Origin of the sequence: Pseudomonas sp. 8Z (assembly GCF_902506535.1) — a bacterium.
GTDB lineage: Bacteria > Pseudomonadota > Gammaproteobacteria > Pseudomonadales > Pseudomonadaceae > Aquipseudomonas.
Genome location: NZ_LR733824.1, coordinates 110,160 through 131,273, shown reverse-complemented (window position 1 = coordinate 131,273; position 21,114 = coordinate 110,160). Strand labels below are relative to the sequence as shown.

The window sequence follows — 21,114 nt, the reverse complement described above, 5'->3', positions numbered from 1 at the left end:
TCATAGCCGTCACTTGGCGCGCTGCTCCAGCACCTCGACCGCCGGCAGTACCTTGCCTTCGACAAATTCGAGGAACGCGCCGCCACCGGTGGAAATGTAGGAGATTTTCTCCGCCACACCGTATTTATCGATGGCCGCCAGGGTGTCGCCACCGCCAGCGATGGAGAACGCCGGGCTTTCGGCGATGGCCAGAGCCAGCGCCTTGGTGCCATTGCCGAACTGATCGAACTCGAACACGCCCACCGGGCCGTTCCACAGAATGGTCTGCGAGGCCTTGAGCATTTCGGCGAATTGCGCGGCGGTTTGCGGGCCGATGTCGAGGATCATGTCGTCTTCGGCCACGTCAGCGACGGCCTTGACAGTGGCTTCGGCGTCCTCGGCAAACGCCTTGGCCACTACCACGTCCACCGGCAGCGGCACGGCGACCTTGGCCGCGATGGCCTTGGCGGTGTCGACCAGATCGGCTTCATACAGCGACTTGCCCACCGGCAGGCCAGCAGCGGCCAGGAAGGTATTGGCGATACCGCCACCGACGATCAGCGAGTCGCAAATCTCGGCCAGGGAGTTGAGCACGTCGAGCTTGGTCGACACCTTGGAGCCAGCAACGATGGCCGCCATCGGCCGATTGGGCTTATCCAGCGCCTTGCCCAGGGCGTCCAGCTCGGCCGCCAGCAGCGGGCCGGCGCAAGCAACCTTGGCGAACTTGGCCACGCCATGGGTCGAACCCTGAGCGCGATGCGCAGTGCCGAAAGCGTCCATGACGAACACATCGCACAGCCCTGCGTACTGCTGCGCCAGCTCGTCGGTGTTCTTCTTCTCGCCCTTGTTGAAGCGCACGTTCTCCAGCAGCACCAGTTCACCAGCAGCGACTTCGACGCCGCCCAGGTAATCCTTGACCAGCGGCACTTCGCGACCCAGCGCCTTGCTCAGGTAAGCAGCGACCGGGGCCAGGCTGTCTTGCTCGCTGTAGATGCCCTCTTCCGGACGACCCAGATGCGAGCAGACCAGCACGGCAGCGCCTTTTTCCAGCGCCAGCTTGATGGTCGGCAGCGCGGCGAGGATACGTGCGTCGCTCTTGACCACACCGTCCTTCACCGGGACGTTGAGGTCTTCGCGGATCAACACGCGCTTACCGGCGAGGTCGAGGTCGGTCATCTTCAAAACGGTCATAGATTCAGTCCTTCAAGGGGCTGGATTGGCTTTGAGTAAAAAGTGTTCGGCCACGTCGAGCATACGATTGGCGAAGCCCCATTCGTTGTCGAACCAGGCCAGCAGGTTGACCAGGCGCGGGCCGGACACGCGGGTCTGGCTGCCGTCGACGATGGCCGAGTGCGGGTCGTGGTTGAAGTCGCAACTGGCGTGCGGCAGCTCAGTGTAGGCCAGCAACCCCTTGAGTGGGCCGCTGGCAGCCGCCTGGCGCAACACCTGATTGATCTCGGCAGCCGAGGTATCACGCGCGGTCTGCAGGGTGATATCGAGACAGGAGACGTTTACCGTCGGCACCCGGATAGCCTTGGCCTGGATGCGCCCGGCCAGTTCCGGCAACAGGCGCTCGATACCGCGAGCCAGGCCGGTGGATACCGGAATCACCGACTGAAAGGCCGAGCGCGTGCGGCGCAGGTCTTCGTGGTGGTAAGCGTCGATTACAGGCTGGTCGTTCATCGCCGAGTGGATGGTGGTAATGGAGACGTACTCCAGACCCACCACCTCGTCGAGAAGTTTCAACAGCGGCACGCCGCAGTTGGTGGTACATGACGCATTCGACACCAGGCGTTCGGCACCGCTCAGGCAATCCTGATTGACGCCGTAGACAATGGTGGCGTCGATATCCGCCTCGCTGGCCATCGGCTGCGACAGCAGCACGCGTGGTGCACCGGCAGCGATGAAACGCTCGGCATCGGCGCGCGTGGTGTACTGCCCGGAGCACTCCAGCAGCAGGTCGATATTCAGCGCCGCCCAGTCGATAGACTCGGGCTCGGCCTGGCGCAGCACCTTCACGCAGCCGCCGTTAATATGAAGGCAATCACCGTCGACTTTCACTTCGCCGGGAAAGCGCCCGTGAGTGGAGTCGAAGCGGGTGAGGTATTCGATGCTGGCCTGATCCGCCAGATCATTGAGCGCGACGATTTCCAGACGCGCCCCTGCGCCGCGTTCGTGCAAGGCACGCAGCACGCAACGGCCAATGCGGCCGTAGCCGTTGAGGGCAACGCGATAGGGGCGTCGTGACATCGAAGGTCTCGGAGAACGTAGGGTGGATCGCGCTTTACCGATCCACCGTCAGCGGAACGGCGGGTGAGAAAAGCCTCACCCGCCCTACAGCGTCACTCAGGCGTCGAGCAGTTCTTCGGCGGTGCCGACGATGTTGTCGACGGTGAAGCCGAACTCTTCGAACAGCGCAGCAGCCGGAGCCGACTCACCGAAGGTGGTCATGCCGATGATGCGCCCTTCCAGGCCGACGTACTTGTACCAGAAGTCGGCATGGGCGGCTTCGATGGCGATACGCGCACCGATTTCCACCGGCAATACGGACTGCTTGTAGGCAGCGTCCTGTTGATCGAACACGCTGGTCGACGGCATCGACACCACGCGCACCTTACGGCCGGCGGCGGTCAGTTTGTCGTAGGCAGCCACGGCCAGGCCGACTTCAGAACCCGTGGCAATCAGGATCAGCTCGGGCTCACCGGCGCTGTCCTTGAGCACGTAACCGCCACGTTCAATATCGCTAAGCTGCTGGGCGTCACGCGCCTGGTGCGGCAGGTTCTGACGACTGAACACCAGGGCGCTCGGGCCGTCGGCGCGCTCGATGGCGTGTTTCCAGGCCACGGCGGACTCCACCGCATCGGCCGGACGCCAGGTGTCGAGGTTCGGCGTGCCACGCAGGCTGGCCAGTTGCTCGATGGGCTGGTGGGTCGGGCCGTCTTCACCGAGGCCGATGGAGTCATGGGTGAACACGTACAGCACGCGCTTCTTCATCAACGCGGACATACGCACGGCGTTGCGCGCGTATTCCATGAAGATCAGGAAAGTCGCGCCGTAGGGCACGAAGCCGCCGTGCAGGGCCACGCCGTTCATGATCGCACTCATGCCGAACTCGCGCACACCGTAGAACATGTAGTTGCCGGAGGCGTCTTCGGCAGATACGCCCTTGCAGCCCTTCCACAGAGTCAGGTTGGAGCCGGCCAGGTCAGCCGAGCCGCCGAGGAATTCCGGCAGCAGCGGGCCAAAGGCGTTCAGCGCATTCTGGCTGGCTTTGCGGCTGGCGATGGTTTCGCCCTTCTCGGCCACTTCACGCACGTAGGCGGCGGCCTTCTCGGCGAAGTCGGCCGGCAGCTCACCGGCGATGCGGCGCTTGAACTCGGCAGCCAGTTCGGGGAAGGCAGCGGCGTAGGCAGCGAACTTGTCGTTCCAGGCGGCTTCGGCGGCAGCACCGGCGGCCTTGGCGTCCCACTCGGCGTAGATCTCGGCAGGAATTTCGAACGGGCCATGGTTCCAGCCCAGGGCGGCGCGAGTCAGGGCGATCTCGTCATTGCCCAGCGGCGCGCCGTGGCACTCTTCCTTACCGCCCTTGTTCGGCGAACCGAAACCGATGGTGGTCTTGCAGCAGATCAGGGTTGGCTGATCCGTGCTCTTGCGCGCGGTCTCGATGGCCATTTTGATTTCTTCGGCGTCATGGCCGTCGACATTGCGGATCACCTGCCAGCCGTAGGCTTCGAAGCGCTTGGGCGTGTCGTCGGTGAACCAGCCTTCGACTTCACCGTCGATGGAGATGCCGTTGTCGTCGTAGAAGGCAACCAGTTTGCCCAGGCCGAGAGTACCGGCCAGCGAGCAGACCTCATGGGAAATGCCTTCCATCATGCAGCCATCGCCGAGAAACACGTAGGTGTTGTGGTCGACGATGGTGTGGCCGTCACGGTTGAACTGCGCGCCCAGCACCTTCTCGGCGATGGCGAAACCGACGGCATTGGCGATGCCCTGACCGAGCGGGCCGGTGGTGGTTTCCACACCTGGCGTGTAGCCGTACTCCGGGTGGCCCGGCGTTTTGCTGTGCAGTTGACGGAAATTTTTCAGATCGTCGATCGACAGGTCGTAGCCGGTCAGGTGCAGCAGCGAGTAAATCAGCATCGAACCATGGCCGTTGGACAGCACGAAGCGGTCACGATCGGCGAAGTTCGGGTTCTGCGGGTTGTGCTTGAGAAAATCGCGCCACAGCACTTCGGCGATGTCCGCCATGCCCATGGGGGCACCGGGGTGGCCGCTGTTGGCTTTCTGCACGGCATCCATGCTGAGGGCACGAATGGCATTGGCTCGCTCACGACGGCTGGGCATCGCTGAATCTCCTACGGGGCTGCTTCACAAGTGAAGGGGGCGAAAAAAGGCGGCTATTTTCGCCCAGCCAGGCCTATGGAGCAATGACAGATAGTCGTAGATGGCAAATCAGTCGGCGCACGCACTCAACACACTCAGCGCCGGACTACCCGACCCACTCAAACAGGGCGCCCGAAACAGCTCGCCATTCCAGAACCCAACCAGGGTTCGACTGAACACCAGCAGCCAGACCGCAAGCAGTTGCACCGCCAGGGCCACACCCATCAGCTCGAACAACCACAGCCCAGTCAGGCTCTGCAACTCGAAGGTGGCCAAGGTGAACACCCCCAACGGAAAGGTGAAGCCCCACCAACCCAAATTGAACGGCATGCTGCCGCGCATATAGTGCCGGGTGAACAGGCTGGCGATCACCAGCCACCAAAGCCCCGCGCCCCATAGCGCCAGACCGCCGATCAACCCCATATCGCGGGCCAGCTCAGCCGCACTGGCCAAGGGGGTAGCAGCAAAAGCCAGCGGCGCTGCCTGGCCCATGCTCAGCAAACCAAGGCAACCGGTAGCCAGCGGCCCCAGCGGCAGCCAACTGGTGGCGGCAAAGTCGGTATCCGGCAACTTGTGCAGCGCCAAGCGCAGCAGTACCAGCGTGATTAGCGAGAAGGCCAGAGAAAGCGACACCCCCCACAGCACGAAGCCGGTCACCAGTACCTGCCGCGCCGCCTCCGCAGGCAGATGTGGCGCCAACGCGCCAGCCGTACTGGCCGCCACCTCCGGCGCGACGATAGGCAGCAACCAGACCGCCGTAAGCTTCTCCAGCGCATGCTGCTGGCGGGTGAACATCAGATACGGCACCAGCATCGCCGCGAGCAGCGCCAAAGCGGCATCCAGCCACCACAACACATGCGCCACCGCGTAAACCGCCTCACCCCAACGCGGCACGCCAAACAGCAGCAAGCCCTTGATCAACACCGCCAACCCCATAGGGATTGCACCAAGAAACATCGACTGCACCGGATGCAGCAGCATCGGCCACAAGGTGTCGCGAAACAGCACCAAGCGCAGCAGCAACAGCAGACTGAACAGGGCGAACAGCAACACATCGAACAGCCACACCCCCTCCGCCAGCCACAACAAGCCCGGAACCTGCCCTGACACATGAGCCATCACCAACGCCAGCACCCCGGTGCCCATGGTCATGGCAAACCAGTTGGGCGTGAAGTGACGAATAAAAGCCAGTGGCTCGGGCAGACGGCTGAACGGGCGCTGCATGGTCGGGTGATCCCGTGACATGAATGACGCCGCCAGCTTAAAAAGCGCCTTACCATATTAAAAATACATATTCAGCATCAGAAGCATGCTTTCTATTTATGCAAGGCCGTCATGAACCTTCACCACCTCAAAGTCTTTCTCGCCGTCGCCGAGGCAGGCAGCATCAGCGCCGGCGCTGAGCGCCTGCATATCAGCCAGCCCGCCGTGACGCGAGAAATCCGCGACCTCGAAGCCAGCCTCGACCTGCGCCTGTTTGACCGCCAGCCCAGAGGCGTACGACTGACCGAAGGCGGCCAGCGCCTGCTCGACTACGCGCAGCGCATCTTCACCCTGGAACGCGCCGCCGAGCGCGACCTGCGCGACTTCGCCCAGGTGGAACAGGGCGAACTGCACATAGGCGCCAGCGCTACCCTGGGCTCATACCTGTTGCCACCGCTGATCCGCCGTTTCCGCCACGCCCACCCGCATATCTTCGTCAGCGTGGAGGTCAGCAACACCGACGCAGTGACACGGCAGCTAAACGAAGGACACATCAGCCTGGGCTTCGTCGAGGGATCGTTCGATCGCGAGGCCTACGGGCACCGCCTGCTGGCTCGCGACGCGCTGCTGCCGGTGGTGGCCCCGACGCATCCGCTGGCCCGCCTCGACAGCCTCAGCGCGGAACGCCTGCTCGCCTACCCCTTGTACATGCGCGAACCCGGCTCGGGCGCGCGCAGCAGCATCGAGCAGGCCTACCGCGCGCACGGCCTGCAAGCACAGGCGCAGATGGCCATTGGCAGCACCGAAGCCCTCAAGCGCCTGCTCGCCGACGGCCAGGGCATCGCCTGGCTGTCACAGCGCGTCGTCGAACGCGAACTGGCCAGCGGCGAACTGCATCACCTCCCCGTGTCGGACCTGCAGATCGAACGCGAGCTGCACGCACTCTGGCGTCAGGGCGCCAGCCTGAGCCCGGCGCCAGCGGCGTTTCTGGCGCTGAGCGAAACGCCGGACTGACGCAAAGGCCAATATCAATATTTTTTGATATTGGTGTTGCTGTACGAAAAATGACCGACTAGACTGCGCCACCATGACCCTGCGTGCATCCGAGTTGGCATTCGACCCCTGCGACACGCTCGCCGCCCTGTGCAAGGCCGGCGGCGATCCGCTGCGCCTGAACGTGCTGCGCGTGCTGAGCAACGACTCGTTCGGCGTGCTGGAACTGGCGCAGATCTTCGCGATCGGTCAGTCGGGCATGAGCCACCACCTCAAGGTGCTGGCCCAGGTCGGCCTGGTCGCCACACGCCGTGAAGGCAACGCGATCTTCTATCGTCGCGCCCTGCCCGTCGGCGTGCTGCATGCGGCGCTATTGGAAGAGATCGACGCCCTAACGCTGGCCGATGCCCTGCAGGCGCGCATCGCCGCCGTGCATCGTCAGCGCGCCGCCGTCAGCCGCGATTTTTTCGCCCGCATGGCGGCCAACTTCCAGGCCCAGCAGGATCTGATCGCCGGTCTGCCACAGTACCGCGACAGCCTGCTCGCCCTGCTCGATGCACTGAGCTTTGCCCCTGATGCCACGGCTCTGGAAATCGGCCCTGGCGATGGCGCGTTCCTGCCCGAGCTGGCGCGGCGCTTTGCTCGCGTCACCGCGCTGGACAACAGCGAGGCGATGCTCGATCTGGCGCGCCAGCGCTGCGCCGCCGAAGGCCTGAGCCATGTCGAGTTGCGCCTGGCCGACGCGCTCGAAGACCGCGCGCCGCGCCAAGCCGACTGCGTGGTGCTGAACATGGTGCTGCACCATTTCGCCACGCCCGCCGAAGCCTTCCGCCAACTGGCGCGGCACGTTGCGCCAGGCGGCAGCCTGCTGATCAGCGAGCTGTGCAGCCATGATCAGAGCTGGGCGCGCGAGGCCTGCGGCGATCTTTGGCTAGGCTTCGAGCAGGACGATCTATCGCGCTGGGCCAGCGCCGCCGGGCTGATCCCCGGCGAAAGTCTCTATATCGGTCTGAAGAACGGTTTTCAGATCCAGTTACGGCACTTCGCCCAACCTGGCGAGCGAAGCGCTCCACGTTACGGCACACAAGGAACCCACCCATGAGCGAATACTCCCTGTTCACCTCCGAGTCCGTGTCCGAAGGGCACCCGGACAAGATCGCCGACCAGATTTCCGATGCCGTGCTCGACGCCATCATCACCCAGGACAAGCACGCCCGCGTGGCCGTGGAAACCCTGGTCAAGACGGGTGTGGCCATCGTCGCCGGTGAAGTCACCACCAGCGCCTGGGTCGACCTGGAGCAGATCGTCCGCGACGTGATCTGCGATATCGGCTACACCAGCAGCGACGTCGGCTTCGACGGCGCCACCTGCGGCGTCATGAACATCATTGGCAAGCAGTCCCCGGACATCAACCAGGGTGTTGACCGCGCCAAGCCGGAAGATCAGGGCGCGGGCGACCAGGGCCTGATGTTCGGCTACGCCAGCAACGAAACCGACGTGCTGATGCCCGCGCCGATCCGCTTCTCCCACGCCCTGGTCGAGCGCCAGGCCGAAGCGCGCAAGTCCGGCCTGCTGCCGTGGCTGCGCCCGGATGCGAAATCCCAGGTCACCTGCCAGTACGAGAACGGCAAGGTGGTCGGCATCGACGCCGTAGTGCTGTCCACCCAGCACAGCCCGGACGTGTCGCTCAAGGATCTGCGCGAAGCGGTGATGGAGCTGATCATTAAGCACAGCCTGCCGGCCGAGCTGCTGCACGCGGGCACCCAGTTCCACATCAACCCCACCGGCAACTTCGTCATCGGTGGCCCGGTGGGCGACTGCGGCCTGACCGGGCGCAAGATCATCGTCGACAGCTACGGCGGCATGGCTCGCCACGGTGGCGGCGCGTTCTCCGGCAAGGATCCGTCCAAGGTTGACCGCAGCGCCGCCTACGCGGGTCGCTACGTGGCCAAGAATATCGTCGCTGCCGGTCTGGCCGAGCGCTGCGAGATCCAGGTGTCCTACGCCATCGGCGTGGCCCAGCCGACCTCCATCTCGATCAACACCTTCGGCACCCACAAGATCGCCGAAGACAAGATCATCAAGCTGGTGCGCGAGGTGTTCGACCTGCGCCCGTACGCCATCACCAAGATGCTCGACCTGCTTCACCCGATGTACCGCGACACCGCGGCCTACGGTCACTTCGGTCGCACCCCGGAGCAAAAGAGCGTCGGCGACGACAGCTTCACCACCTTCACCTGGGAGAAGACCGACAAGGTCGAGGCCCTGCGCGCTGCCGCCGGCCTGTAAGCGCCGCCCGCAAAAAAGCCCCGCCAGCGCGAGCTGTGCGGGGCTTTTAGTTTTCGGCGACTTATTTGCCGAACATCGAGCCAAGGCCCTTGAGCTGGTCTTTGACCGAGTTGACGTCGCTCACAGCCTGGCTCAGCTTGCTCTGCTCAGCCGTCTGCGTGGCGCCATCAGCCTCGGCACCCAGACGCTCACAACCGCTGTCGAGCTTGGCCAGATCGTCGTTGGTCTTGTCATTGCCGACCAGTTGAGCAAGCTGCTTGACCTTGGCCAGGCCCTCTTGATTGGCGGCCATTTGCTCCTGGCACTTGCTCTGCAGCGAAGCGCTGTCAGCCGCAGCATGGCTGGCCAGGCTGGTGAACATCAGGGCAGAAAAACAAACAAAAGATAGGGTACGCATTGGGGAAGACCTCCAGTGTTGAGGCCCGGCTATCCATGCCCCCCGCCGGGCAAATCCATTTGAGTGGGGGTGAAAAGGGCGCGCAATCTACCACCACCTCGACCTCGCGACAAGAAACCCTCTCTGCGCCGTGACGCAACGCACAGGACCAACGCAGGCTGCAGCATCTGCTAGGCTGAACCGATGATTCGAGCAAGGAAGCTCTGCCATGAATGCCATGCATGCCACATCGCTATTGCTGCTACTGCCCCTCTTCGCCCAGGCCGAACCCTGCCCTGACTGGCCCACTGCACGCGCCACCCAGGAACTGTCGGCGCTACAGGCACAACTCGCGACCTGGGACGACGCCTACCACAACCACGGCGACAGCCTGGTGGCCGACGAACTCTACGACCAAGCCCGCGCCCGTCTGAGCCGATGGCAGAACTGCTTTGGCCAGCCACAGCAGGCGCCTCAAATCGCCCTGCAAGGCGCGCCTTCCGAGCTCGTTCACCCCATCGCCCAGACCGGCCTGCGCAAGCTCGATGAAAGCGCGATTGAGCAATGGATGAGCAAGCGCGATGACCTGTGGATCCAGCCCAAGGTCGATGGCGTCGCCGTCACCCTGGTCTACCGCAACGGCCAACTGCAACAGGCCATCAGCCGCGGAGACGGGCTCAGCGGTCAAGACTGGACCGCCCGCGCCCAACAACTGCCCGCCATTCCCAAGCGACTGCCAGAAGCACTGGATGCCACTCTGCAGGGCGAGCTGTACTGGCGCCTGGAGAATCACCAGCAGGCGCGCGATGGCAGCGTCGGCGCGCGCGGCAAGGCGGCCGGGCTGATGGCGCGACAAAGCATTCAAGATGACGAAGCCTCCGCCATCGGCCTGTTCGTCTGGGCCTGGCCGGACGGCCCGGAGGAGATGCCGCAACGCCTGGCGGGCCTGCAACGCCTGGGCTTGGGCGACAGCACGCATTACACCTACCCCGTAGCGGATCTGGCCCAGGCCCAACAGTGGCGCCAGCGCTGGTATCGCCAAGCCCTGCCGTTTGCCAGCGATGGCGTGGTACTGCGCCAAGGCCGCCGCCCTGCGGGGGAGCGCTGGCAGGCCGAGCCCCCGCACTGGGCAGTGGCCTGGAAATACCCCGCCAGCCAGGCACTGGCCGTGGTGCAGAAGGTGCATTTCAATATCGGTCGCAGCGGGCGCATCAGCCCGGTACTGGAGCTACAACCCGTACAGCTCGACGACCGCCGCATCAGCCGTGTCGCCGTGGGCTCGCTGTCACGCTGGCAGGCGCTGGACATCCGCCCAGGCGATCAGGTATCCATCCGCCTCTCCGGGCTGACCATCCCACGTCTGGACGCTGTGATCTGGCGCAGCCAACAACGCGCCGAAGTGAACGCGCCGCGCCCCGACGACTTTCACTCACTGAGTTGCTGGCATAGCAGCCCGCAGTGCCAGACCCAATTTCAGGCCCGCCTCGCCTGGCTGAGCGGCAAGCAAGGCCTGGCGCTGAACGGTGTAGGCCCTGGCACCTGGAGCAACCTGAACATGCAGGGCCTGCTCGACTGGCTGGAGTTGGATGCACAGCAACTGCAAAGCCTGCCCGGCATAGGCGCGCAACGGGCACAGCAGTTACAACAGACGTTCAACCAAGCCCGAGAAAAACCACTGCAGCAATGGCTGGGGGCCCTAGGCGCCCCCAGCGGTTTCGACAGCGGCGCGCTGCATGATTGGCCAAGCCTCGTTGCCCGCAGCCAGGACGACTGGCAACGCCTGCCGGGCATCGGTCCCAAACGCGCCGAACAGCTCCAGGCTTTCTTCAGCCACGCCGAAGTGCAACGCCTGGCCGCGCACCTGCAAAAAATCGGTGTAACGGCCTTCCAGCCCAATCAGGCCGCCCCCGCACTAAGCGCATCAAGCGAACCTCAGGCATCCGCCAAGGTCACTTCGCAATAGGCAATAACAAGGAAACGCCATGATCCGCCAAGCCGCCGTGCTCGGCCTATTGCTCATCGCCGGGCTGAACGTCACGCCACCCCTGGTCGCCGAAGCGGACAAAGGTTGCGACAGCACACGCCAGGTGCTGCAAAAGAAAATCGCCAGCGCCCGCCTACAGGGCGATACAGCCGAGCTGGAAGGGCTGCACCAAGCGCAGAAAAACGTCGACGCGTACTGCCGTGGCGCTCAGTTGCAAAAGGAGCGCCTGGCCAACGTCGAGCAAGCCCGCGAGGCGGTCGAGCAACGCGAAATGGCTCTACGCGGCGCCATCGCCCAAGACGACCCGCAAATGATCGCCAAGGATCAGGCCAAACTGGCCGAGGCACGTGAAGAACAAGCGCAAAGCGAAGACCAGGCACGGCACGCTCAATAAGCGCGAAACGCCTTGTGGCAGGCCTCGCAACTATCCTCGATACGCTGCACGGCAGGCTCCAGCGCAGAACGGCTCAGCGGAGCTGCGCTGGTAACCGTCACCAAGGCAGCCGTGGCGGCCTCCAGATCACGAGCCATCTGCTGAAAACGCTCCTGACGCTGCCAGACATCGTCAGTGGCCTGACTGCGCTCATCGTCACGCACCTGCGGAAAATGCTGCCAGGGCTCGCGAGAAAGGCTGTCCAGCTTTACGGCGCCAGCGATGAACGCCGCTTCGTCATAGGCAATGCGCCCGCGCAACATGCCGCCCAGATCCTCACTTTCCTTGAGCATCTGTTTGAACAACGCCTGGCGCTTGCCCAGCGGCGAGTTGGGATCAACGCCGCCACAGGCGGCCAACGCCAGACAGGCACAGGTCACCAGTAGCAGTTTCTTCATCGTCATCGATACGACTTCCAGGCGAGAAGCGGGGCGCCAGTATCGCCACTTGCCGCAGCCAGGCCAAGCTCACAAATGTCGCACAAGCACACGGGCTCAGCCCTTGGCGTAGGTGATCTCGGTCTTGCCGTGAGGCGCCGGCAAGCCATCCTCGCCCAGGTTGACGAACACCAGCCGGTCGATGGTGAGGATGCTCTTGCGGGTGATCTTGTTGCGCACTTCGCAGCGCAGCGTGATGGACGTACGGCCAAACTCGGTGGCGGTAATGCCCAGCTCGATGATGTCGCTCTGCCGCGCCGAACTGACGAAGTTGATCTCGGAAATGAACTTGGTGACCACCCGCTGATTACCGAGCTGGACGATGGCATAGATCGCCGCCTCCTCATCGATCCACCTCAGCAGGCTGCCACCAAACAGGGTGCCGTTAGGGTTGAGATCCTCGGGCTTGATCCACTTACGGGTGTGGAAATTCATGCAGTGTCCTCCGTTGCAGATGGGCCGCCTATGATGCGCCAACAGTCACCCACATCGCGACCGCGCAATAGGCAGATGGCGGGTTTAGGTTTTGCCGCCCACCTTGAAGGCTTTAGCCAGACGATCCCTCATCACTTTTACAATTCGCTCTCGATACAGAAATAACAACACCGACAGGCCGATGCTCACACCTACCGCCGCCGCACCCAAGCGGGCAAATACGACGATGTTGATAAGGAGCAAAATCATGATACCGAAAAACTCAGCATTCGCCTTTGCCCCTGTGAGAACCTGTTGTTCTGTCAACATCCACTTGGGTGATAGGCAAAACGGACAAACTGAGTACTCTGGATCTCGCCCGCCAACGGGGACGCCACTGATATAGAAAGGTGCGCTAGCGACCACCTTCGGAACCATCATCTTCTTGCAGCACTGGCACTCCACTTTGTCGTTTTGCATTTTGCTCACTATTCAATCGGCATTACTTTGGCGATTACAGAATCTGAGTGCGGCAACACCATCATCTAAAAATAACCGACCTCTTGGTTACTCGAATTTTGCTCCTGTACGAATCAATTTGTGAAACCGTTCTTTAGAACGCCGCCACTCCCCGCCGACAGAAAGCCTTGGGCAGTGCCGCAGGCCTCGCTATACTTTGCAGGTTTAACGCGACCGGCACCGTCCGGTCGCTCCCGCCACCTGTCCGAGGGGCGCTGCAGCAAATCCGCATCGGGCGGTTTTGTCAGGCTCGGATGGGGCGTTATCCAAACGCATCAACGGCGCCCATCGGACTGCGTGAAAACGTAGCGAGCGAAGGACTGGCAAGGCAGAAATGGGCGCGGAAGCGGAGTTTACGACTGTAAATGAGCATTCCAAGCGCGTTTCTAACGCAGCCAGAGCGAGCGCAGTAGTTTTCATGTAGCCCGATCGCAGACAACGAACGGAGAGTTACTGCATGAGCGCTTTCAACGACTACAAGGTCGCCGATATTTCCCTGGCCGACTGGGGCCGCCGCGAGCTGATCATCGCCGAATCCGAGATGCCGGCACTGATGGGCCTGCGCCGCAAATACGCCGCCAGCCAGCCGCTCAAGGGCGCGAAGATCCTCGGCTGCATCCACATGACCATCCAGACCGGCGTGCTGATCGAGACGCTAACCGCCCTGGGCGCCGAAGTGCGCTGGTCGAGCTGCAACATCTTCTCCACCCAGGATCAGGCCGCTGCCGCCATCGCCGCCGCCGGCATCCCGGTATTTGCCTGGAAGGGCGAGACCGAGCAGGAGTACGAGTGGTGCATCGAGCAGACCATCCTCAAAGACGGTCAGCCGTGGGACGCCAACATGGTGCTGGACGACGGCGGTGACCTGACCGAGATCCTGCACAAGAAATACCCGCAGATGCTCGAGCGCATCCACGGTGTGACCGAAGAAACCACCACCGGCGTGCACCGCCTGCTCGACATGCTCAAGGCCGGCACCCTGAAAGTCCCAGCGATCAACGTCAACGACGCGGTCACCAAGAGCAAGAACGACAACAAGTACGGCTGCCGTCACAGCCTCAACGACGCCATCAAGCGTGGCACCGACCACCTGTTGTCGGGCAAGCAGGCGCTGGTCATCGGCTACGGCGACGTGGGCAAGGGCTCGGCCGCTTCGCTGCGCCAGGAAGGCATGATCGTCAAGGTTTCCGAGATCGACCCGATCTGCGCCATGCAGGCCTGCATGGACGGCTATGAGCTGGTTTCGCCGTACATCGATGGCATCAACAACGGCACCGACGCCTGCATCGACAAGGCGCTGCTGGGCAAGATCGACCTGATCGTCACCACCACCGGCAACGCCAACGTCTGCGACGCCGGCATGCTCAAAGCGCTGAAGAAGCGCGCCGTGGTGTGCAACATCGGTCACTTCGACAACGAGATCGACACCGCCTTCATGCGCAAGAACTGGGCGTGGGAAGAGGTCAAGCCGCAGGTACACAAGATTCACCGTACCGGCGCAGGCAGCTTCGATCCGGCCAACGACGACTACCTGATCCTGCTGGCCGAAGGCCGTCTGGTGAACCTGGGCAACGCCACTGGCCACCCGAGCCGCATCATGGATGGCTCGTTCGCCAACCAGGTGCTGGCGCAGATCTTCCTGTTCGAGCAGAAGTTCGCTGATCTGTCCGCCGAGAAGAAAGCCGAGCGCCTGACCGTCGAAGTGCTGCCGAAGAAACTCGACGAAGAAGTCGCCCTGGAGATGGTGAAAGGCTTTGGCGGCGTGGTCACCCAACTGACCCAGCAACAGGCCGATTACATCGGCGTGACTGTGGAAGGCCCGTTCAAGCCGGACACCTATCGCTACTAAACCAAAACCGTAGGGTGGGTTAGCCGCGCAGTGGCCTAACCCACCAGCGCTGACGACTGGTTTATGGCGTTACGCCTACTACCGCCTGGTGGGTTACGCGCCGCTCAGATATTCCGAGCGGCCTGAACCCAGGTGGCAGGCGTCGCTAACCCACCCTACGAAGGGAACCTTCTCCATGTCTCAAGAACGCCGTTACAGCTTCGAGTTCTTCCCCACCAAGACCGAAGCCGGGCATGAAAAACTGATGGATGTGGCGCGCGAGCTGGCGAGCTACAACCCCGATTTCTTCTCATGCACCTATGGTGCCGGGGGCTCCACCCGCGACCGCACACTCAACACCGTGCTGCAGCTCGATGGCGAGGTGAAGGTGCCGACCGCACCGCACCTGTCCTGTGTTGGTGATACAAAAGCCGAGCTGCGTGAGCTGCTCAACCTGTACAAGAATGCGGGTATCAAGCGCATCGTCGCCCTACGTGGCGACCTGCCGTCAGGTATGGGTATGGCCAGCGGCGAGCTGCGCTACGCCAACGAACTGGTCGAGTTCATCCGTAGCGAGACCGGCGATCACTTCCACATCGAAGTCGCGGCCTACCCGGAGATGCATCCGCAGGCGCGCAACTTCGAGAGCGATATCGCCAACTTCGTGCGCAAGGCCAAGGCCGGTGCCGACAGCGCCATCACCCAATACTTCTTCAACGCCGATAGCTACTTCTACTTCGTCGAGCGCGTGCGCAAGTTCGGGGTGGATATCCCCGTGGTGCCGGGCATCATGCCGATCACCAACTACAGCAAGCTGGCGCGCTTCTCCGATGCCTGCGGTGCGGAGATCCCGCGCTGGGTGCGCAAGCAACTGGAAGCCTATGGCGACGACAGCGACAGCATTCGCGCCTTCGGTGAGCAAGTCATCAGCGAGATGTGCGAACGCCTGCTGCAAGGCGGCGCGCCGGGCCTGCACTTCTACAGCATGAATCTGGCTGGCCCTAGCCTGGCCATCTGGAATAACCTCAAGCTGCCACGCTAAGGCCCTTACCCACAGGCTGCCGGCGAGGCAGCCTGTTCGTTTCACCTCCCGCCTTGTCGCCGAAGGATCGCCTCATGCTCAAACGCTCCACGATCAATGCCTCCGTCAGCCCCAAGGGCAGCCTGGAAACCCTCTCCCAGCGCGAAGTGCAGCAACTACGCGAAACCGGCTCCGGCAGCGTCTACCGCCTGTTCCGCCAGTGTGCTCTGGCGATTCTCAACACCGGCTCGCATAGCGACAACGCCAAGACCATCCTCGAAGCCTACCCGGACTTCGAAGTAAAGATTCATCAACAGGATCGCGGTATCCGCCTCGAACTGCTCAACGCGCCGGCTGACGCCTTCGTCGATGGCGAGATGATCGCCAGCACCCGCGAAATGCTGTTCAGCTCGCTGCGCGACATCGTTTTCACCCAGAGCGAGCTGGAGAACAAACGCATCGATCTGGACAGCTCCGAAGGCATCACCGATTACGTCTTCCACCTGCTACGCAACGCACGCACCCTGCGCAGCGGTGTCGAACCGAAGATGGTGGTGTGCTGGGGCGGCCATTCGATCAGCTCCGAGGAATACAAGTACACCAAGAAAGTCGGCCACGAGTTGGGCCTGCGCGGTCTGGATATCTGCACCGGCTGCGGCCCAGGCGTGATGAAGGGGCCGATGAAGGGCGCCACCATCAGCCATGCCAAGCAGCGCAACCTCAAGGGTCGCTACCTGGGGCTGACCGAGCCAGGCATCATCGCTGCCGAAGCGCCGAACCCGATCGTCAACGAGTTGGTGATCCTGCCGGATATCGAAAAGCGCCTGGAAGCCTTCGTCCGCGTCGGCCACGGCATCATCATCTTCCCCGGCGGCGCCGGCACCGCCGAAGAGTTCCTTTACCTGCTGGGCATCCTCACTCACCCGGACAACCAGGATCTGCCCTTCCCGGTCATCCTCACAGGGCCGAAGAGTGCCAGTGCCTACCTGCAGCAGTTGCATGCTTTCATCGGCGCCACCCTGGGCGAAGCCGCTCAAAAACGCTACCGCATCATTGCCGACGACCCTGCCGAAGTCGCGCGCGCCATGCACAGTGGCATCCGTGAAGTGGAGCGCTTCCGTCGCGAGCGCAACGATGCCTTCCACTTCAACTGGCTGCTGAAGATCGACGAGGGTTTCCAACACCCCTTCGAACCCACTCACGCCGCCATGGCCAGCCTCAATCTGACTCGCCAACAACCACTGCATGAGCTGGCTGCCAACCTGCGCCGCGCGTTCTCAGGCATCGTCGCCGGCAACGTCAAGGAAAATGGTATCCGCCTGATAGAAGAGCACGGCCCATACGAGATCAAAGGCGAGCCCGGCATCATGCAGCCCCTGGATCGGCTGCTACAGGCCTTTGTCGAACAGCACCGCATGAAGCTACCCGGTGGCAGCGCCTACGAGCCCTGCTATCGAGTGGTCTCATAAGTGCCAGCCGTTCGCCGGGGCAACCCGGCGAATGGCCTCAATCGGCAACGTGGCAGCCCAGGTGAATGCAATTGTTACTGCGCCAAATCATTTCCACATTCCTGCTATGTGGCCTTGCGCTATGCGCTAAAGCGCAAACCCTGCACCTGGTTACCGAGGCCTGGCCGCCTTACGTTTTCGAGCAGGATGGCCAACCTACCGGGCTGGATTACGAAGTCACTCGCGAGGTACTCAAGCGCCTGGGTATCGACTTGCAACTGCACTTCATGCCCTGGAAGCGCTGCCTACTCGCCATGGATCAGGGCCATGCCGATGGCATTCTCGATATCTTTCAGCGCCCCGAACGTGAAGCACACATGCAATTTGTCATGGAGCCTCTCAGTGAAATCGAATTCGTACTGTTCTTCGCCCGCAATCGGCCCGTCCCTTACAACAATCTCACGGACTTAAAGGGCCGCGTGGTCGGTATCTCAGCCGGTTACTGGTACCACAATGATGCCTTCCAGAACGCCAGCGACTTCAGCCGCGAAGAAGCCCCGACTCACAAGGCCAATTTCGGTAAGTTGATACGCCACCGCGTCGATCTGGTAGTGAATGATCGACGCACCGGCCTGTTTCTCGCTAAAGAAATGGGGCTGGAGACGGAAATCGGCTACCACAGCACACGACTGGGCCGTGATCATTTGCGCCTGGCACTGCGCAAGACCCCCGAAATGAACGAGCTGAGCGCCAACTTCGCGCGAGAACTGCGGCGTTTCAAAGATGAGCCCGGTTACCGGAATCTACAGCAGCGTTATATTGACTCGCTGGAACCGAGCGTAGCTCAAGTCGTGAAGTAACCGACAGGCTGAGGGGTGCGCAAGCCGCGCGCTCTGTTATACTCGGGGCTTCCCGCCAGGCTTGCGCCCGGATGTTGGTTCTCGGAAGCCAACAGTACCGGACGGGATCATGCCTCCCAACGCATGATTCAAGCCAGGCTCTACACCCCCAGGGCCACGCCCTCACTAGTACAGGATTGCTCATGTCCTTTGCCTCCCTCGGTCTCTCCGAGGCTTTAGTCCGTGCGGTCGAATCCGCCGGCTACACCCAACCCACTCCGGTGCAACAGCGGGCCATTCCCGCCGTGTTGCAAGGTCGCGATCTGATGGTGGCGGCCCAGACGGGTACAGGTAAGACGGGCGGTTTCGCCCTGCCGATCCTTGAACGCCTGTTCCCAGGCGGTCATCCAGATCGCGAACAACGTCATGGCCCGAAGCAACCACGCGTGCTGGTGCTGACCCCCACCCGCGAGCTGGCCGCCCAGGTGCATGACAGCTTCAAGCTCTACGCTCGCGACCTCAAGTTCGTCAGCACCTGCATCTTCGGCGGTGTCGGCATGAACCCACAGGTACAGGCACTGGCCAAGGGTGTAGACGTGCTCGTTGCCTGCCCGGGCCGCCTGCTCGACCTCGCTGGCCAAGGCAGCGTCGACCTGTCTCGCGTGGAAATCCTCGTGCTGGACGAAGCCGACCGTATGCTCGACATGGGCTTCATTCATGATGTGAAGAAGGTACTGGCCCGCCTGCCGACGCAGCGCCAAAACCTGCTGTTCTCGGCGACCTTCTCCAAGGACATCACCGATCTGGCTGGCAAGCTGCTGCACAACCCTGAGCGCATCGAGGTCACGCCGCCGAACACCACGGTCGAGCGCATCGAGCAGCGCGTGTTCCGCCTGGCCGCCAGCCACAAGCGCGCCCTGCTCGCGCACCTGATCACTCAGGGCGCCTGGGAGCAGGTGCTGGTGTTCACCCGCACCAAGCACGGTGCCAACCGCCTGGCTGAGTATCTCGACAAACACGGCCTACCGGCTGCAGCGATTCATGGCAACAAGAGCCAGAACGCGCGCACCAAGGCTCTGGCCGACTTCAAGGCGAACAAGGTACGCATCCTCGTCGCCACCGACATCGCCGCCCGCGGCCTGGACATCGACCAGTTGCCGCACGTGGTCAACTTCGAGCTGCCCAACGTCGAGGAAGACTATGTGCACCGTATCGGCCGCACCGGGCGTGCCGGGCGTAGCGGCGAAGCCATCTCACTGGTCGCGCCGGACGAGGAAAAGCTGCTGAAAAGCATCGAACGGATGACCAAGCAGCAGATCCCCGACGGTGATCTGATGGGCTTTGACGCCAGCACCATCGAGGCCGAGCGCCCGGAGGTACGCGAACCGCGTCAGCAGCGCGGCGGACAGCGTGGCCAGAAGCAGCCGAAGGCGCAGAAAGCCCAGGGCGATGGCGAGCATAAGGCCAAGGCCGAGCACGACAATGGCGGCCGCAAGGACAAGGGCAAGGAGGCCAGCCAGGATGCCCAGGCGGCCAAGCCCAAGCGCGACCGCAAGCGCCGCAGCCGCAAAGGTACTGAAGGCAGTAGTGCGACGACGACAGCAGCACCGGCACTGCCACCGAACCGTGACCCGGAGGAGTTCCTCGACGACGACGTCGACAACTTCGGTAACCGCGTCGACTACGTCAGCCCGCACCAGAACAAGGCCGGCAACGGTCGTGGCCGTCGCTCTGGCAGCAATGGCCAGCCAAGCAAGAATGGTCAAAACCGTGCTCAGGGCAAAGCTCAGGCCCAGGGTCAAGGTGGTCAGGGCCAGCCACGCGCCGCGCGCAACAGCAACGGCGCCGGCGGCCAGAACGGCAAGCCACGTCGCCAGGGTGGCGGCCAGGGCAATGGTCAGGGCCGCGCTAACAACGGCCGCCGCCAGAGTAGTCACGACGGCCGCATCACCTCGCTGGATCGTGACGAACTACCACGCAGCGAAGCCGCCGTACGCAACCCGCGCGAACGCCAGCCGGTGATCGTGCACAAGAGCTCGCGTCTGGATCGCTTCCCGACGCCGGAGCAACTCGACGAGCTGGCCACCAGCAACCGTCCGCGTGGTGAAAAGCCCGCCCTGCTGACGCGCAATCGCGACGAGTAACCGCTGCACTGCAGTAACGCAAACGCCGCCTCTAGGGGCGGCGTTTTCATTATTGCCAGAGACGCGGGAGGATGAACGGCTGAATAGCCCTCTCCCGCCCCCCCTGCGCGCCCCTGCCTGATCGCTAGCGATCAGGCACTCATCGGTGTAGGAGGCAGTGCCTCCAAAAACACACCTCTTCGCCCCATAAATGGCAGAGGGTCATCAGCTAGGCTGCGAGCGGCCGCCTTCTTTACTGACGAATACCTTCGATGGAAATGATCAGCTCGACTGTTTCCGAAGCCGGGCCGAGATCCATGGAAATATCGAAGTCCTTCATCTTGATGGTGGTGGTGCCTTCGAAACCGGCGCGGTAGCCACCCCACGGATCTTTGCCTTCGCCGATGAACTTGGCGGCGAACACGACCGGTTTGGTCACGCCATTGAGCGTCAGGTTACCGGTGACGTCAGCAGTGCCTTCGCCGGTGGACTTGACCGACGTGGACTCAAAGGTCGCAGTATCGTGAGCCGAAACATTGAGGAAATCAGCGCTGCGGATGTGCTTGTCACGCTCGGCGTGGTTGGTGTCGACGCTGGCGGTCTTCAGGGTCACGCTGACCTTGCTGGCCTCAGGCTTGGCGGCGTCGAAGCTGAACTTGCCGTCGAAATCCTTGAAGGTGCCATACAGCCAGCTATAGCCCAGGTGGCTGATCTTGAAGTTGACGAAGGCGTGCTGACCCTTCTTATCAATCACGTAATCAGCAGCCATAGCCTGAGCGCCGATCAAAGCAGTACCAAGCGCCAGCGCGGTGAGAGTTTTCTTCAGCATCTTGTGTCTCCTT

Annotated in this window: 19 protein-coding genes and 1 riboswitch; of the genes, 10 read left to right on the top strand and 9 right to left on the bottom strand. The window is 62.6% G+C overall.

What is annotated here, in order from left to right:
* Positions 1–9: 9 nt before the first annotated feature.
* From AERO9A_RS00605 to AERO9A_RS00590, 4 genes are all read right to left on the bottom strand, one after another.
* Positions 10–1,170: a phosphoglycerate kinase gene (locus tag AERO9A_RS00605; RefSeq protein WP_159969985.1), complete on the bottom strand. Its 1,161-nt coding sequence runs from the start codon at positions 1,168–1,170 to the stop codon at positions 10–12.
* 12 nt (positions 1,171–1,182) lie between these two features.
* Positions 1,183–2,229 (bottom strand): erythrose-4-phosphate dehydrogenase, encoded by a 1,047-nt coding sequence (gene epd / locus AERO9A_RS00600; RefSeq protein ID WP_159969984.1) that lies wholly within the window; start codon positions 2,227–2,229, stop codon positions 1,183–1,185.
* 96 nt (positions 2,230–2,325) lie between these two features.
* Positions 2,326–4,326, bottom strand: a complete 2,001-nt coding sequence (gene tkt, locus AERO9A_RS00595; RefSeq protein ID WP_159969983.1) for a transketolase — start codon at positions 4,324–4,326, stop codon at positions 2,326–2,328.
* Between the two features lie 108 nt (positions 4,327–4,434).
* Complete coding sequence (locus tag AERO9A_RS00590; protein WP_159970663.1) at positions 4,435–5,589, bottom strand: TDT family transporter; 1,155 nt, start codon at positions 5,587–5,589, stop codon at positions 4,435–4,437.
* Between the two features lie 111 nt (positions 5,590–5,700).
* On the opposite strand from AERO9A_RS00590, the gene AERO9A_RS00585 reads away from it, so the two are divergent.
* The 3 genes from AERO9A_RS00585 (at position 5,701) to metK (ending at position 8,850) form a co-directional block, all read left to right on the top strand.
* Entirely contained in the window at positions 5,701–6,582 is an 882-nt protein-coding gene (locus AERO9A_RS00585; RefSeq protein ID WP_159969982.1) for a LysR family transcriptional regulator, read from the top strand.
* Positions 6,583–6,655: 73 nt separating this feature from the next.
* Positions 6,656–7,663: a metalloregulator ArsR/SmtB family transcription factor gene (locus tag AERO9A_RS00580; protein ID WP_159969981.1), complete on the top strand. Its 1,008-nt coding sequence runs from the start codon at positions 6,656–6,658 to the stop codon at positions 7,661–7,663.
* A complete protein-coding gene (gene metK, locus AERO9A_RS00575; protein ID WP_159969980.1) occupies positions 7,660–8,850 on the top strand; it encodes a methionine adenosyltransferase in 1,191 nt (396 codons plus the stop codon). Before AERO9A_RS00580 ends, metK begins: the two co-directional genes overlap by 4 nt.
* A 61-nt stretch (positions 8,851–8,911) precedes the next feature.
* Here the strand turns inward: metK and AERO9A_RS00570 are convergent, their stop codons facing one another.
* Positions 8,912–9,247: a hypothetical protein gene (locus tag AERO9A_RS00570; protein ID WP_159969979.1), complete on the bottom strand. Its 336-nt coding sequence runs from the start codon at positions 9,245–9,247 to the stop codon at positions 8,912–8,914.
* Positions 9,248–9,455: 208 nt separating this feature from the next.
* Between AERO9A_RS00570 and ligB the strand changes: the two genes are divergently transcribed.
* Together ligB and AERO9A_RS00560 are read left to right on the top strand one after the other, a co-directional pair.
* Entirely contained in the window at positions 9,456–11,189 is a 1,734-nt protein-coding gene (ligB, locus tag AERO9A_RS00565; RefSeq protein WP_159969978.1) for an NAD-dependent DNA ligase LigB, read from the top strand.
* 19 nt (positions 11,190–11,208) lie between these two features.
* Positions 11,209–11,604 (top strand): DUF1090 domain-containing protein, encoded by a 396-nt coding sequence (locus AERO9A_RS00560; protein ID WP_159969977.1) that lies wholly within the window; start codon positions 11,209–11,211, stop codon positions 11,602–11,604.
* Here AERO9A_RS00560 and AERO9A_RS00555 read toward each other — a convergent pair.
* The 3 genes from AERO9A_RS00555 to AERO9A_RS00545 form a co-directional block, all read right to left on the bottom strand.
* Complete coding sequence (locus AERO9A_RS00555) at positions 11,598–12,047, bottom strand: cytochrome c (RefSeq protein WP_159969976.1); 450 nt, start codon at positions 12,045–12,047, stop codon at positions 11,598–11,600. The genes AERO9A_RS00560 and AERO9A_RS00555 overlap by 7 nt on opposite strands.
* Positions 12,048–12,137: 90 nt before the next feature.
* Entirely contained in the window at positions 12,138–12,515 is a 378-nt protein-coding gene (locus tag AERO9A_RS00550; protein ID WP_159969975.1) for an acyl-CoA thioesterase, read from the bottom strand.
* An 84-nt stretch (positions 12,516–12,599) separates the two neighbouring features.
* Positions 12,600–12,974: a hypothetical protein gene (locus AERO9A_RS00545; RefSeq protein WP_178111078.1), complete on the bottom strand. Its 375-nt coding sequence runs from the start codon at positions 12,972–12,974 to the stop codon at positions 12,600–12,602.
* 240 nt (positions 12,975–13,214) lie between these two features.
* A riboswitch (S-adenosyl-L-homocysteine riboswitch) is annotated at positions 13,215–13,307 on the top strand.
* Positions 13,308–13,470: 163 nt separating this feature from the next.
* On the opposite strand from AERO9A_RS00545, the gene ahcY reads away from it, so the two are divergent.
* From ahcY to AERO9A_RS00520, 5 genes are all read left to right on the top strand, one after another.
* Complete coding sequence (gene ahcY, locus AERO9A_RS00540; protein WP_159969974.1) at positions 13,471–14,862, top strand: adenosylhomocysteinase; 1,392 nt, start codon at positions 13,471–13,473, stop codon at positions 14,860–14,862.
* Positions 14,863–15,037: 175 nt separating this feature from the next.
* Positions 15,038–15,883, top strand: coding sequence for a methylenetetrahydrofolate reductase [NAD(P)H] (gene metF / locus AERO9A_RS00535; RefSeq protein WP_159969973.1), 846 nt, complete (start codon positions 15,038–15,040; stop codon positions 15,881–15,883).
* Positions 15,884–15,957: 74 nt separating this feature from the next.
* Positions 15,958–17,331 carry a nucleotide 5'-monophosphate nucleosidase PpnN gene (gene ppnN / locus AERO9A_RS00530; RefSeq protein WP_159969972.1) on the top strand — a complete coding sequence of 458 codons (1,374 nt, stop codon included), beginning with the start codon at positions 15,958–15,960 and terminating at the stop codon, positions 17,329–17,331.
* Positions 17,332–17,396: 65 nt separating this feature from the next.
* On the top strand, positions 17,397–18,170 hold the full coding sequence (locus AERO9A_RS00525) for an ABC transporter substrate-binding protein (RefSeq protein WP_159969971.1): 774 nt from the start codon (positions 17,397–17,399) through the stop codon (positions 18,168–18,170).
* A 182-nt stretch (positions 18,171–18,352) separates the two neighbouring features.
* Entirely contained in the window at positions 18,353–20,293 is a 1,941-nt protein-coding gene (locus AERO9A_RS00520; RefSeq protein ID WP_159969970.1) for a DEAD/DEAH box helicase, read from the top strand.
* 232 nt (positions 20,294–20,525) lie between these two features.
* Here the strand turns inward: AERO9A_RS00520 and AERO9A_RS00515 are convergent, their stop codons facing one another.
* Positions 20,526–21,101: a YceI family protein gene (locus AERO9A_RS00515; RefSeq protein ID WP_159969969.1), complete on the bottom strand. Its 576-nt coding sequence runs from the start codon at positions 21,099–21,101 to the stop codon at positions 20,526–20,528.
* Positions 21,102–21,114: the final 13 nt, after the last annotated feature.